The organism is Gemmata palustris, assembly GCF_017939745.1.
Taxonomy (GTDB): Bacteria; Planctomycetota; Planctomycetia; order Gemmatales; family Gemmataceae; genus Gemmata; species Gemmata palustris.
The window spans coordinates 1151545-1165873 of record NZ_JAGKQQ010000001.1 but is presented as its reverse complement, the minus strand read 5'-3'; the positions used below and the strand labels follow the sequence as shown (position 1 = coordinate 1165873).

Below are 14329 nucleotides of genomic sequence, written 5' to 3'. Positions count from 1 at the left end.
ATTTCGGACCGTGAAGATAAGAGAAATTCACGCCCCGCAGGTCAACATGCCCGCGCCGTTTACCGATACATGCGGTGTTACCGGCTTGTCCGGGTTAGCGGGCTCGTTCCGCGCGCCGAGGTCGCAGGGGGTTAAGTGGCGGCCGCAAAGAGGATGTGTCGCGCGGTGCGGGTACTCGTCGGCGCGGGAGCTTTGATCCTGCCGGCCTGTAGCACGCTCGATACCCCCGCGCCGACCGAAGCCCCTCCCACCCCACCCCGACTGGTAACTCGACCGGCTGCGCCGAACCCGACCATTATCCCTGCCGGCGCGCAGATCAAATCGGACCAAAACGAGACGAGCGTGCCCCCCGCGCGCGGGGCGGCCGCGCTCCCACCGGTGCCAGCCGCAACGGGTCAGGGCAAGCCGCTGCCGATCGACCTGACTACCGCACTCACGCTGACCAACGCCAGCCCGCTCGACATCCAGATCGCCGGCGAGCGCCTCCGGGCCGCCGGCGCCGCGCTCGACCGGGCGAAGGTGATGTGGCTGCCGAACGTCAGCCTCGGTCTCGACTACTTCCGCCAGGACGGACAGATTCAAGACGTTGTCGGGAACGTCTTCACCACCAGCAAATCGTCGTTCCTGGTCGGAGGCGGTCCGACCGCCGTGTTCCCCCTGAGCGAAGCCTACTACGCCCCCCTCGCGGCCCGACAGGTGCTTCGTGCCCGGCGCGCGGACGTCGAAACGGCCCGGAACGATACGACCCTGTCCGTCGCAGAGGCGTACTTCACCGTTCAGCAGGCGCGCGGTGAGGTGGCCGGCTCCGTTGACGCCCTCCGCCGCGCGGAGGAGCTGGTCAAGCTGACCGAAAAGGTGGCCCCGGACCTGGCCCCGACCGTCGAAGTGAGCCGGGCGAAAACCGAGGTGTCCCGGCGCCGCCAGTCGGTGGAAGCCGCCTACGAGCGGTGGCAGGTCGCCAGCGCCGACCTGACGCGCGTGCTGCGACTCGAAGCCGGCACCCTGGTCGAACCGGCCGAAGAGCCGTCGCTCGTGGTCGAACTGATCGACCCGGCCGCGGTGCCCGACGATCTGATTCCGATCGCGCTAACCAACCGGCCCGAACTCGCCTCGGACCAAGCGCTGATCCAGGCGGCACTCGTCCGGGTCCGGCAGGAGAAGGTCCGCCCGTTCGTCCCGACGGTGGCCCTGCGCGGAACCGGGTCGCAGGTACCCGGGCTCGCGGGCGGTTATTTCGGCGGCGGGACCAACGACACCCTGAGTAACTTCGCGGGCCGGTACAGCTTCGACCTCCAGGCCGTCTGGGAAGTCCAGAACCTCGGAATGGGCAACCGCGCCGCGATCCGCGAGCGCGAAGCGGAGCAGCGGGCGTCCCTGCTCCAGTTGCTCCGCACTCAGGAACGGGTTTCGGCCGAAGTAGTGCAGGCCCACGCACAACTGCGCCGGTCCGCGAACCGCCTCAAGGCGGCCGAGGAGGGCGTGATCGACGCCGCGGAAACCGCCGAGAAGAACCTGCGCGGGTTGGTGCCGGGTAAGCGGGTCGGGGACCAGCTCGCGCTCGTGTTCCGCCCGCAAGAAGCGGTCGCGGCGGTCGCGGCGCTCGATCAGGCGTACCGCGACTATTACGGCGCGGTTGCGGACCACAACCGCGCACAGTTCCGGCTCCACCGGGCACTCGGCAATCCCGCACAGCGCTCGCCGAACGCGCCGGCGCGCCCGGCCCCGGTGGTACCGCCCCCGACGATGCCCCCACCGATCGTTCGACCAGCGAGCGATGCGCCTGCGCCCCCCGGCCCGGTACCCGCGGTGAGCGCGGAAAACCCGGTCCGACGCGCATCGCGGGCCGTGCAACCGACCGACCCGCTCCCGGTTTCCGTTTACCCGGCGGGTCAATCCCCGCGCCGGCCGTGAGTGCGAATTCGCGCCCGGTACCTGTGGGCGCGGCACCGCGGCGGGTACGATTCAATACACCCCGTCCCTAACGGTCCCGTTACGCCAATGAACCCGATCTCCGCCGCACTGCGCCGGCCGGTCACCGTGATGGTGCTGATCGCCGGTGTCGCGTTCGCCGGGCTGCTCGCCGTCGACCGGATGAAGGTTGACATCTTCCCGCCGCTCGATCTGCCGGTGATTTACGTCTGCCAGCCCTACGGCGGCATGGACCCGCAGCAGATGGAGGGGCTGATCGCGAACTATTACGAGTACCACATCCTGTACGTCGGCGGCATCCACCACGTCGAGAGCCGCAACGTCACCGGCATGAGCCTCATCAAGCTGTACTTCCACCCCGGCACCGACATGGCCCAGGCGATGGCCGAAACGGTCGCGGCGGTCAACCGGTCGCGGGCGTTCATGCCCCCGGGCACCGTCCCGCCGTTCGTGATGCGCTACGACACCGGGAGCGTGCCCGTCGGCTACCTCGTCCTCAAGAGCGAAACGAAGACGATCGGCCAGATCCAGGACCAGGCGCTGTTCAAGGTGCGCCCGATGTTCGCCAGCATCCCCGGCGTGTCCGCCCCGCCCCCGTTCGGCGGGTCGGCCCGCACCGTCGTCGTCCGCGCCGACCCGCAGCGCCTCGTCTCCTACGGGGTCTCGGCCGACCAAGTGGTCCAGGCGCTGTCGGCCGGGAACACGATCGCCCCGGCCGGGCAGATCCGCGACGCGACCCGGATGCCGCTCGTCCCGACGAACGCGATGGTGGTGAAGCCGGAAGACCTCGGCACCATTGAGGTGAAGCCGGGGGTGTTCCTGCGCGACGTGGTGAAGCGCGACGAGGTGACCGGGCGCCCGCTCATCGACGACGCCAGCGACATTACGACCGGGTACGCGCTGGTGAACGGCAAGCGGGCGGTCTACATCCTGGTCACCAAGCGGGCCGAGGCGAGTACGCTCGCGGTCGTGGACCGGGTGCGCGCCAACCTGGCGCAGATGCAGGGCGTGTTGCCCGACGACATTCAGGTGAGCTTCGAGTTCGACCAGTCGCCCTACGTCACCAACTCGATGTGGGGCGTGGTGTTCGAGGGGCTGCTCGCGGCCGGGCTGGTCGGGCTGATGGTGCTGGTGTTCCTCCGGGACTGGCGCTCGGTGGTGGTCGTCGTGCTGAACATCCCGCTCGCGCTCGTCGCCGCCCTGGTCGCTCTGTGGCTGACGGGCCAGACGATCAATCTGATGACGCTCGGCGGGCTGGCCCTGGCGGTCGGCATCCTGGTGGACGAGGCCACAGTCGAGGTCGAGAACATCCACACGCAGATGGGGAAGCACGGGTCCGTCGCACTGGCCGTGCGGCGCGGGAACATGGAAACGGCGGTGCCGCGCCTGCTCGCGATGCTGTGCATCCTGGCCGTGTTTATCCCGTCGTTCGCAATGCAGGGCACGGCCCGCGCGCTGTTCGTGCCGCTGGCCCTGGCCGTCGGGTTCTCGATGATCGCCAGCTACGTCCTCTCCAGCACCTTCCTCCCCGTCCTCTGCGTCTGGTTGCTGAAGAACCGGGAATTCGGGCGCGCCGCGGGTCACTCGGCCCCGCCCGGGGCGTTCGGCCGGGCGATCGGGGCTAGCGCCGCGGCCCGCTGGCTCTTCGTACCGGTTTACTTCGTGTTCGCGGGCGCGGTACTGGTTCTCGCGGGCCGACAACTGGGTACGGAAATCTTCCCGCAAGTGGACGCGGGGCAGTTCCAGTTCCGCCTGAAGGGGCCGACCGGGACGCGGATCGAGCAGACCGAGGCGCTCACCCAAGAGGCGCTGCGGTTCGTGAATGAGGAAGCCGGCCCGGACCGCGTCGCCATCAGTCTGGGCTTCGTCGGGATCGTGCCGCCGAGTAACCCGATCAACGCCGTGTACCTGTGGATGGGCGGGCCGGAGGAGTCGGTGACGCGGGTCGCGCTGAAGCCCGGCCCGGTCCGGCTCGAAGAGCTGAAGGCCCGGCTCCGCACGAAGTTACCGGCCCACTTGCGAACGTGGGCCGCCGAAAAGTGGAAGCGGGAGGGGGTGCCGCCGGCTACCGCCGAGGCGCGGGCCGCGGACATCCGCCTGTCGTTCGAGCCGGCCGACATCGTCAGCGAGGTGATGAGCTTCGGTTCGCCGTCGCCGATCGAGGTGGTCGTGAACGGCCCCAAAATGGCCGACAACCGCGCGCACGCGGAGAAGCTCCACGCGGAACTCGAAAAGGTGCCGGCGGTGGTGGACCTGCGGTACGCCCAGGCGCTCGACTACCCGACGGTCGAGGTCGCGGTGGACCGGGAGAAGCTCGGCCCGACCGGGGTGACCGTGGCGGACGTGGCGCGGTCCCTGACCCCCTACACCTCCTCCAGCCGGTTCACCGTGCCCAACTACTGGCGCGACCCGGCCAGCGGGATCGGCTACCAAGTTCAGGTGGAGGTGCCGTTCACCCTCGTCAACTCGATCAAGGATCTGGAACTGACCCCGGTCACGACGACGGGGGCGAGCACGGTCCTGCTGCGCGACGTGGGGCGGGTAAAAGAGGGCACCATGCCCGGCCAGATCGACCGGTACAACATGCGCCGCGTGGTGAGCATGACCGGGAACATTCAGGGTACCGACCTGGGTGCCGTCGCCCAACAGGTGGCGAAAGCGGTCGAGGCGGCCGGCCCGCCGCCGGCCGGGGTGAAGGTGGACGTGCTCGGCCAAGTCGCCCCGCTCAACGACCTGTTCCGGGGGCTGGGCCTCGGCCTCGGCGTGGCGGTCGTGGTGATCGGCCTGCTCCTGTTGGCGTACTTCCAGTCGGTCCGGCTCGCGCTGGTCTCGGTCGCCCCGGTCCCGGCGGTACTGGCCGGCGTCGCGGTGGTGCTGCTCGCGACCGGAACCACACTCAACCTCCAGTCGTTCATGGGGGCGATCACGGCGGTCGGGGTCGCGACCGCGAACGCGATCCTGCTCGTCACCTTCGCCGAACGCGCGCGGGTCGGCGGGGCGCCCGCACGCGAAGCCGGGATCGCGGGCGCCCGGAGCCGCGTCCGGCCGATCCTGATGACCAGTTGCGCCATGATCGCGGGCATGGTTCCGATGGCTCTGGGGCTCGGCGAGGGCGGTGACCAGACGGCCCCACTCGGCCGCGCCGTGATCGGCGGGCTGACCGCCGGCACCCTGACCACACTGTTCGTGCTCCCGGCCGTGTTCGCGCTTGTGATGGGCCGCGCCGGGACCGCGTCGGCCTCCCTCGATCCGTTCGATCCGGCCAGTGCGCACCACGTTCCGAACGCCGAAGCGGGCTCGCAGGAGGTTCCTTCCCATGCACCGTGACGCACCGCTCTTCGTACTCACCTTGATCGCCCTGTTCCCGGCCACCGGGTGCGAGCGCAAGCCCGCTGCGCCGGCGAACGGCGGCGCCCCCGTCACCGGCCCGCAGGTCAGTGTGGTTCGGCCGGAAATGCGCGCCGTGAAGCGCGTGGTCGAGCAGCCGGGAACGATCCTGGCGTTCGAGGAAACCGCACTCCACGCCAAATTGCCGGGACTGGTCGGGCGCATCGAGGACGACCCCGACAAGAAGGACCGGCCACCACAAGAACGGCAGATCGATCTCGGGAGCCGGGTGAAGCGGGCTCAGGTTCTGGCGGTGCTGGCCATCCCGGAACTGGAAGAGGAGTGGCAGCAGAAAAACGCCCTCGTCAAGCAATCTGAGTCCGAGATCGTCCAGTCGCAGAAGGCCGAAGAAGCCGCAAGAGCGGGAGTCGCAGCGGCCGAGTCGGGGGTCACCGTGGCGGAGGCCGGGGTCGATCGGGCGCAAGCGCAGTACGAGCGGTGGCAGAAAGAAGTGGACCGGATCGCCAAGTTGCTCACCGGCGGGGTCGGGGACAGCCAGACCCTCGACGAGACGAAGAACCAGCTCCGGGCCGCCGAAGCCGGCCGAAAGGAAGCGACCGCGCGCGTGGTGGCGGCACAGGCCGCGGTAAAGAAGGCCGCGGCGGACGAAGCGAAGGCGGGGGCCGACGTCGCCACCGCACGGGCCAAACTGGAGGTGGCGCGAGCCGAGGTGCGCCGGGTGGACGCGCTGCGGGGGTACACGACGATCAAGGCCCCGTTCGACGGGGTGGTGACGCGCCGGGCCGTGAGCACCGGCGACTTCGTGACCGGCACCGAGAAGGCCGGGCTGTTCTGGGTGGCGCGGACGGACCCGGTGCGGGTGGTGGTGAACGTGCCGGAGGCGGACGCCGGGCTGGTCGCGATCGGGCAGGACGTGCGGCTCGTGATACAAGTGCTCCCGGGACCGGAGCCGACCGGAAAAGTCATTCGGACGTCCTGGGCGCTGGAGCCGGGGTCGCGCACGCTGCGGACCGAAATCGACCTGCGGAACGAAAAGGGGGTGTTGCGACCGGGGATGTACGTTCACGCCAAATTGACGGCCGAGTTACCGTCCGCCTGGGCCGTTCCCGCCGCGGCGGTCGGGAAACTCGGCGACGACGCGATCATCTTCCTGGTCGAAGGGAGCAAAGCCGTCCGCGTGACGGCTCAGCTACTGAAGGGAGACGGCCAGTTCACTCAGGTCCGGCGGTACAAGAAACCGGGTGCGAGCGACTGGACCGATGTGACCGGAACCGAGGCGATCGCGACCCCCGCATCGGCCCTGGCGGACGGCCAAGCGGTGCCGTGACGGATCAGGTTCTGGACCTCGCACAGGAGTCGGCCGGTTTCGGGTGTTGGCGTAGCGCGAACCGCGCCGGGATCGCTCGGACACAGAGTCATTGCCCCGCCGGACCCCCGGCGCCTAGAGAATTTTCGCGCGACTTTTTCGCGGGGAGCCCCCAACGATGTTGGGTGGCGGCGAACCGCGAGTGGGAGCGCCTTCACCGAGGGAAAGTTTAGACTCGCAGAAATGCGCGAGCGATCAGCACCGAGCCGAGTGACCTCGTAGCCCTCGGCTCAGTGGCACGAAGTGGCGTTCGCGGTGGTGTTATTGTTTCCCGTCGGCCACTCACCGTTTAGCGGGTTGCTTCACGGGCGCGCGGTACAGGCCTTCCGCGAGGCCCAACAGAGCTTGCACTCGTAACAGTTCGTCGTCCAGTTTCCCGGCCCACTCTCGCACGGCCGCCGCGCGCCCGGCCCCGGCCTGTTCCCGAGCGACGTTTCGCAGAATAGTCGCGTACCAGGACGCACTCTCGCGCGCGATCCGGGCGCCCGCGATCTCCCGGGCGCTATCGAAGTTCCCCGCTCGTATCTGGGCGTGGGCGATATTGACCCACGTTACGACGCTGCACCGGAATTGATCGGCCGTGCGCGCCGCGCCGTCCACGTCCCCGGCCAGCGCTTGTGCGGAGGCGATGTTGTGCGGCGTGCCCCTCCCTTCTGGATCGGCGGCCGCGTGCTCGAGTGCTAATGCGAAACTGGTCTTCGCCTCGTCCTTCCGGCCCACCCGGGCCTGCGCCAGAGCGATGTGGTGCAAAAGGTACGCTCGATCGCCCCTACTCGAGACGTCTTTCACGATGTCCTTGGCGTCTCCGCCCGTTCGCACTTCGGCGGCCGCAACGAACCCCTTGGCGAGCAGCTCCTGCGTCGCCCGGCCGCGGTCCTCGTCTTTCCCGACCCGCGCCGGGTCCGCGGCCGGGATGTGGGCGAGCGCTTTCTTGGCCCCGGGCACGTCGTCGAGGCGCGCCAGTACCCGGACCACCGCAAGTGCCGTGACGGTCCGCCGGGGCTTGTCCACGTCCGGGAGCAGTGCGAGGGCCTTAAGAGCCGCATCCTTGGCCCCGTCCTTGTCGCCAGCCTGTAACCGGGCGGACGCGATCCCGTCCGTCTCGCCGATGTCATCGTAGCCGATCCCCGGCATCGGGCGCCCGACGAGAGCGAACACTTTCTCCTCGGCGCTCGTGAGTTCTTCCAGTGCGTTTAGTGCCGCGGTCGCGTCCCCGGCCTTGAGTCGCGCGACGATCACCGACCGGCGGATCGTTTCCCGGAGCCGCTCCCGCGCGGCCGCGTCCGTTAGCGCCTCGGTAATTTGCTCGGCGGCCCTGGTGTGGCCCGCGTGCGCTGCGGCTGTTGCGGCCTCCTGGAGCACCGTGTTCCGCGGGTTATCGCGGCGCTTCTCCATTTTCTCGGGAACGGTAGCCGCGAGGTCCAGGACCGCTTTGGCTTCACCGAACCGCCCGAGCACCGTCGCGAACCGCACCCAGCTCTCGACCGCGGCCCTCGGCCTTTTATCGGAGATCGTGCGGGCCTCTCGGAGCGCCTCGAGCGCCCCGCTCCGGTCGCCGAGTCTCTGGCGCAGTTGGGCCACGCCGCACCACAGATCGACCCGAGTATTGGCATCGCCCCCGGCCTTGTTCAGAACTTCCACCGCTTGTTTGAGTGCCTCTTCCGAAGCGCGGTTGTCCGCCGGTGGCACCGGCGCCGCGGTCGCGAGCAGGGGAAGGGCCAAGAAAGCGCAGAGTACGCGAAGCATGGCGTTTCGCACCCCGATGAAGACGTCACAATCATTAAAAATGTCACAATCATAACCAGTGATCCGGCACCGGTCGCGCACTGACAGCGACCGAACCCGCGCGGAGTGGCACCCCGGACGGCCCCCGGCGCCTGGTCCGCGGCGTAGTTTCAACGCATCGGCTTCTAACGGCCACCGATCGCATTCCCACCCCTAGAAATTGGTCGCCATCGAAACAAGCGGACTCGGTACCGAAAACGACAAATACATTTCTATATGATGGATCATTTTTTGCAGCCTCATGCAAGCCCGTTCCCGGACCCTTACCGCCATATTTCTCCATACTGATACGAGCACGATTACCTCCAGAACCCGGGTGCCTATCAACATATTCGGCCGCGGTCACAAAGACGTCTTCACCATTTCCATAAATCCCCTTGCGTTGTCCGCATCACTCAGGTAATCTCCTGAGCAACTGATCCTTACCCGTTTGTCGGGATCAGTGTGTCGGCGCTATTCTCCCTTCTCTCCTCCGCGCCACGAGGCCCATTATGTGTGCCTTTCTCTCACCCGAAGCCCGGCGGTTGCGCAAGCCCACGAGCGGCTTCACCTTGATCGAGTTATTGGTGGTGATCGCGATCATCGCGATCCTCATCGGGCTACTGTTGCCCGCCGTCCAGAAGGTCCGCGAAGCCGCGGCCCGCATGAAGTGTACGAACAACCTGAAGCAGATCGGTCTCGCGTCCCACAACCACCACGACTCCCTTGGGAGCTTCCCGCCCGGAGTGTGGGCGCCACCCGGGTCGTGGGTCGGGCCGACGCCCAATGGGAACTGGGCGACCGGCTGGAGCGACCCGAACAACAGTTGCTGCCCGTGGGGGGCCTTCAGTTGGGCGGCACGCATCCTGCCTTACGTAGAAGGTGACAACCTCTACAAGAGCATCAACTTCAGCGTGCCGGCCTACGCCCCGAACGTCCCAGAGGACACGGGCTGGGGCACCCCGGGATCGGACCGCGGCCCCGGGCAGCCGGTGATCCCGGCCGGGTTGCCGGGCGCCGGCTCGCCCAACCCGAACATCCTGGCCGCGACCAACATGCCGAAATTGTTTGTCTGCCCGTCGGCGGTGCGCGGCCGGATGGGGCCGGAGAACACGATGAAGGACTACGCGATGTTCTACGATTCAAACCGGCCGGGCTTTTCCGAGACCTGCTGCCCCGAGCGCAGTAGCGCCCCGGCGTACAACGGGATGGGCTGGATCAACAGCACCGTCCGAATCGCCGACGTGAGCGACGGGACGAGTAACACCATGCACTATGCGGAGAAAGCGAACTGGGCCAACCAGAGTTGGTGCTTCGACGGCAGCGGGTGCAACTCGTTCATCTGGGTCCACCACCAGTCCCAGGGGCTAATTACTGGTGCTCAGCCGCCGAACTGGTCGGTCAAGGGGAACAGCCGGGCGGCCACCAGTTCCCACACCAACGGCGTGGTTGTGGTGTTTGTTGACGGGCACGTAGGGTTCGTGCCCAACAGCATCGATCTCAACACTTGGATGGGCCTGGGAACCCGGAACGGGAGCGAAGTCGTCTCCCCGCCGTGACCCGCACCGCGACCCACTCGCGCTCCGCACCCGTCCCGGTGGCACGCTGCTACCGGGACGGGTGCGGAGCAGCGCGCGTTCCACTCCAGCCAATCATTCCGTTATCCCCTCCTCTCCGTGAGGCTATTCATGCTCCACTCGTTCATCCGCGCGTCGGCCGTCGCGTCGGCCGCCTGCTTGTTGCTCGCCGGGTGCGGGAACTCCGGCATCGTCTCCGTGTCCGGCACGCTCACCTACAAGGGGCAGCCGGTCACGAACGCGATCGTCCACTTCGTGCCCGAGAAGGGCCGACCGAGTATGGGGGAGACCGACCAGAACGGCCGGTTCACGCTGCTCTACGACCCCCAGACGAAGGGCGCCCAAGTCGGCAAACACAAAGTGTTCGTCATGCACAACTCTGCGGCCGACGCGGGCAAGCCCGGCTCCGTCCCCGGGGCCGCGCCGAAACTGTCGGCCGAGTCGAAAGACCTGTTCAGCAAGTACAGCGCGGACAAGTCGAAAATCGAAGTGACGATCGATAAGTCAACGGACGACCTCAAGCTGGCGTGGGATTAAGCACAAGGCACCGTGGCCTCATGCCGAGGCCCGAACCCCAGACGTATCGATGACCGGGTGGTTTTTCGGGTGGGTCCGGGCTTTGCGCCGGCCCACCTCGAGTCTTTGACTCGCCGGATGATCCGGGCGCGCGGCTTCTGTTCGCGCTCAGCGCCCGATTCCGGGCGCTCCGGGGAGGGCCTTTTCTTCGCCCTCGGTGAGTGCCCAGTAGCGATCGACCGCCAGGCCCTCCCACGACTGTGTCTTGCCCGAGGGCCATCGGATCGTCAGGCGCTCGATCTTGTCGCGCGTCCCGAGACCGAACAGAACGCGCCGGTCGCCGGACGACAGGTAACTGCCCCCTCCTTTAACAGCGCGCACGAGCTTCTCGCCGCCGGTCAGGTGCAATTCCAACCGCGCCCCGACCGCGTCGCGGTAGGGGCGCCCGATCGCCCGGATGCCCAACCAGTGATGCCCCCCCTCGTGCCGGTTCTGCAGGACGGCGACCGGCTCGTTCGTCGGGTTCAACACGATGTCCGTCCGGCCCCGGTTGTCCAGGTCGCCCAGGGCGATCCCGCGCCCCAGGTGCCGCGCCTGAAAGTACGGTCCCGCGCCCGCGGAGACGTTCTCGAAGCGCCCCTCGTGGGCCTTCTGGCCGGGCCGCCGGGTGTTGCGGAGGAGCACGGGGAACTGCTTGACCTCCGCGGGCGGGGGCGGGAAATGGACGACGTGACCGTTACTGATGACGAGATCCTCGTGGCCGTCGAGATCGAAGTCGAGGAACCCGGTTCCGAAACCGACGTAGTGGAGCCCGAGGGACGTGATACCGGTGACCTGGCTCGCGTGGACGAACTGTCCCCGACCCTGGTTCCGGTACAGCGCGTGGGTCTCGTTCTGGTAGTTGGCGACGAACACCGACAGCAGGCCCGATCCGTTGTAATCCGCCGCGTCGACCCCCATGCTGCCGGTGGAGCGGCCGATGGCGTCGTGTGCGGCGCCGCACTCGAGCCCAACTTGCTCGAAGCGCCCGCCCCCGCGGTTGAGGTAGACGAAATTGCCCGACGTGTCGTTGGCCACGTAGATGTCGGGCCGGCCGTCGTCGTCCAGGTCGGCGATCAGCACCCCCAGCCCCTTCCCGTAGTCCTTGTCCCGCACGGCCCGCTGTAAGCGCTCGCGCCCCGCGGGGCCGAGGTGGGTCAATTCGGCATAGGCGCCCTCGGGCCGGGGCACCTGGAGCCCGGCCCGCGCGCTCGCGTCCGTGAAGGTGCCGTTCCCGTTGTTGTGGTAGAGCACGTGAGGCTGACCCTCGAAGATCTTCGGCGCGCACACGTCCGGCCGGGTCTGGTCCCGGTAGTCCTTGCACGGGGGGTTATTGGCCCACGACCAGTTCACGTAGTGGCACACGTAGAGATCGGGGTACCCGTCGCCGTCGAGGTCGCCCCACCCGGCGCTCGTGCTCCAGAGCGCGTCGGTCAGCCCGGCCGGGCGGGTGACGTCCTCGAAGCGCCGCCCGCCCCCGCCGGCCGGTACGTTGTGGAAGAGCGCCAGGCGGCCGTAACCGGTGACGAGCAGGTCGGGCCAGCCGTCGTTGTCGTAATCGGCCACGGCCGCGCCGTGCGTGTAGAACCAGGGCGCCCCGCCCCCCAACCGGTCCAACCCGGCCTCCGCCGTGGCGTCCCGGAACTTGAAGCCGCCCAGGTTCTTGTACAGCTTGCAGGGGTGCCCCGTGATGACTTTCTTGTCGGGGCCGTCGAACGAGCCACCCCCCGTGAGGAAAATGTCGTACAGCCCGTCCCCATCGAAGTCGATCAGGGCCGCGCCGCCGCCGAGGGATTCCAGGATCGTGGCGAGCCCGGCCTCCTCACCGTTGCGATGCACGAAGTCGATTCCCGAGCCGGGCGTCACGTCCGCAAAGTAACCCGTTACGGGAGGCGCTGGGGGTTCTGGAGGGGGTTCTTCAACGGACCGGGAACCGCCCCTGGGGAGTAACAGAAATGAACCGGCCGCAATGGGGACCAGGGCGATCAGCACCCATTTTATCTTACCGGGCATCGGTACGTTCCTTGGAGCGGGATTCGCCCCGGTGTGCTGAGCGTCAATTCGGGGCCGACGCGGACAGCCCCTGGAGCACGCGCCGGTGGTGCTCGGCCCGCTCGACGGCGCGCACCGACTGGTAGAACTCGGCGAGCGCTTCGTGCGTTTTGCGGTGCGCGGGGGCTTTTGCGAGGGCCGTCTCGAACCAGTGAACGGCGTCCCGCGCTTTGCCCTGCCGGAGGAGGATTCGGCCCAATTCGTAGCGCGGTTCCGGGTCGTCGGGTGTTTTCTCGCGGATTAGGCCCCCGAGTTCCGCGGCGCGCTTGTTATCGGTCTGGATGCGGTCCACTTTCTCCTGGTACTTGCGCGCCTCATCAGCCTTGCCGAGCAAGCGCAGGCAGTTCACCAGATGCGTCGGGGGCACGTGGGGCGGGGCCAGGGAATCGGCCCGGCGCAGGTCGACCTCGCCGTCCCGGGGGCGATCGAGTTGCACGGCCAGCCAGCCGCGCTCGGTCAGCACCATCCAGTCGTCGGGGTTCGCGGCGAGCAGTTGGTTGAACAGGGTCAGGGCCTGTTCGTTCGCCCCCGCGCCGGCCGCGCAGCGCGCCAGCCCGAAGAGGACGGACGGGTTCCTGGGTTGCCGCTCGCGCAACTGCTCGAAGTGTTTTCGGGCCGGGTCGAAGTGCCCGAGAACCACCTGGATCTCGGCCAGCGCCAGGCGCACGCTGTCCACGTCGGGCCGGACGGCCAGGGCCTTCTCGTAGTACGCGACCGCGTCCTGGAACCACCCCATGCTCTTCGCGGTCCGCCCGCGCCGCACCAGCGCGTCGAAGTGCTCGGGCCGGCGCTGGAGCAGGTCGTCGAGGCACCGCTGGGCTTCGGCGTCGCGGTAATTGATCTCGAGCGCGGCGGCGAGGATGTCGAGGATCTCCACCGCGTCGGGGTCGTCCTGCTGGATGCAAGCCCGGAGGAACTCCTCCGCCCCGGCCAGGTCGCCCTGGTGAACGCGGAGCAGCGCCCGTTCAACTTTAACGGGCTGCGTCTCGCCCCCCTGAAGGCGCTCGCACGTGTCCAGGTGGCGCTTCGCTCGATCGAGGTTCTCGAGTCGGCGCTCGGCGCGCGCCGCGAGCAGGTGATTGGCGGGACGGTCCGGCGCGAGGCGCTGCGCTTCGTCCAGGTGCTCGAGCGCCGACTTCCATTCGCGCCGCTCGACGAGTTCCTGGGCGGCGCGGTAATGGGACCGGGCCTCGTAGTAGAGCGTCCCCCGGTACCCGGCCCAACAGAGCAGCGCCCCCGCTCCGAGCAGCGCGCTGATAACGAACAGCGGGTGTCTCCGCGCCCGGGCCACCAGCTTCGCCCTGATCGCGCTCAAGGGGTCCACCTCACACGTGTTGGCAAACGCGGTACGGGTCGCGCGGAGCGCGTCCCCGCGGGAACGGTCGCGGAACGCGCGCTCCCGACCGGGCGCTCGGGACCACTGCCCCACTCTACAAGATCAGGCTACCCATCCGAATTAATAAATGCGACGATTTTCCCGGCGACGCGCACGAGCATCGGAATGTTTGACGTGCGTTCCTTTGTAGGCCCATGAGTGCCGCGGGTGGGTACCGGTAAGAACACCGTGCGCCGGGCGAAAAGAGCGCGAGAAGTGCCTAGAAATTCTGAGCCGGCCGCATTATACCGTTACCTCGACATCCAGGAGCTGAAGTCGAGCAAGAACCTAACCTCATTCCTTCGTCGTCGGTCCGCGAGAAGCTCCGCTGACCGGACCGGCGAACACTGAGGTGAAGAGGAT

Annotated in this window: 8 protein-coding genes; 5 read left to right on the top strand and 3 right to left on the bottom strand. The window is 68.0% G+C overall.

What is annotated here, in order from left to right; translation table 11 throughout:
* The first annotated feature begins 165 nt into the window (after positions 1-165).
* The 3 genes from J8F10_RS04695 (at position 166) to J8F10_RS04685 (ending at position 6604) form a co-directional block, all read left to right on the top strand.
* Positions 166-1911 (top strand): TolC family protein, encoded by a 1746-nt coding sequence (locus J8F10_RS04695; protein ID WP_210652703.1) that lies wholly within the window; start codon positions 166-168, stop codon positions 1909-1911.
* An 87-nt stretch (positions 1912-1998) separates the two neighbouring features.
* Positions 1999-5256 carry an efflux RND transporter permease subunit gene (locus J8F10_RS04690; RefSeq protein ID WP_210652702.1) on the top strand — a complete coding sequence of 1086 codons (3258 nt, stop codon included), beginning with the start codon at positions 1999-2001 and terminating at the stop codon, positions 5254-5256.
* Positions 5246-6604, top strand: coding sequence for an efflux RND transporter periplasmic adaptor subunit (locus tag J8F10_RS04685; RefSeq protein WP_210652701.1), 1359 nt, complete (start codon positions 5246-5248; stop codon positions 6602-6604). Before J8F10_RS04690 ends, J8F10_RS04685 begins: the two co-directional genes overlap by 11 nt.
* A gap of 321 nt (positions 6605-6925) precedes the next feature.
* Here the strand turns inward: J8F10_RS04685 and J8F10_RS04680 are convergent, their stop codons facing one another.
* Positions 6926-8389 (bottom strand): hypothetical protein, encoded by a 1464-nt coding sequence (locus J8F10_RS04680; RefSeq protein WP_210652700.1) that lies wholly within the window; start codon positions 8387-8389, stop codon positions 6926-6928.
* Positions 8390-8919: 530 nt separating this feature from the next.
* On the opposite strand from J8F10_RS04680, the gene J8F10_RS04675 reads away from it, so the two are divergent.
* Positions 8920-9966, top strand: a complete 1047-nt coding sequence (locus tag J8F10_RS04675) for a DUF1559 family PulG-like putative transporter (RefSeq protein WP_210652699.1) — start codon at positions 8920-8922, stop codon at positions 9964-9966.
* A gap of 129 nt (positions 9967-10095) precedes the next feature.
* Positions 10096-10521: a hypothetical protein gene (locus J8F10_RS04670; protein WP_210652698.1), complete on the top strand. Its 426-nt coding sequence runs from the start codon at positions 10096-10098 to the stop codon at positions 10519-10521.
* A 147-nt stretch (positions 10522-10668) separates the two neighbouring features.
* On the opposite strand, the gene J8F10_RS04665 is transcribed toward J8F10_RS04670, so the two are convergent.
* A complete protein-coding gene (locus tag J8F10_RS04665; protein WP_210652697.1) occupies positions 10669-12552 on the bottom strand; it encodes a CRTAC1 family protein in 1884 nt (627 codons plus the stop codon).
* Between the two features lie 43 nt (positions 12553-12595).
* Positions 12596-13906, bottom strand: a complete 1311-nt coding sequence (locus J8F10_RS04660) for a tetratricopeptide repeat protein (protein WP_210652696.1) — start codon at positions 13904-13906, stop codon at positions 12596-12598.
* Between the last annotated feature and the right edge of the window lie 423 nt (positions 13907-14329).

Excerpts from the sequence above, each read along its gene's own strand:
- J8F10_RS04670 (WP_210652698.1), top strand. The coding sequence starts at position 10,096 with ATGCTCCACTCGTTCATCCGCGCGTCGGCCGTCGCGTCGGCCGCCTGC.
- J8F10_RS04675 (WP_210652699.1), top strand. The coding sequence starts at position 8,920 with ATGTGTGCCTTTCTCTCACCCGAAGCCCGGCGGTTGCGCAAGCCCACG.
- J8F10_RS04680 (WP_210652700.1), bottom strand. The coding sequence starts at position 8,389 with ATGCTTCGCGTACTCTGCGCTTTCTTGGCCCTTCCCCTGCTCGCGACC.
- J8F10_RS04690 (WP_210652702.1), top strand. The coding sequence starts at position 1,999 with ATGAACCCGATCTCCGCCGCACTGCGCCGGCCGGTCACCGTGATGGTG.
- J8F10_RS04685 (WP_210652701.1), top strand. The coding sequence starts at position 5,246 with ATGCACCGTGACGCACCGCTCTTCGTACTCACCTTGATCGCCCTGTTC.
- J8F10_RS04665 (WP_210652697.1), bottom strand. The coding sequence starts at position 12,552 with ATGCCCGGTAAGATAAAATGGGTGCTGATCGCCCTGGTCCCCATTGCG.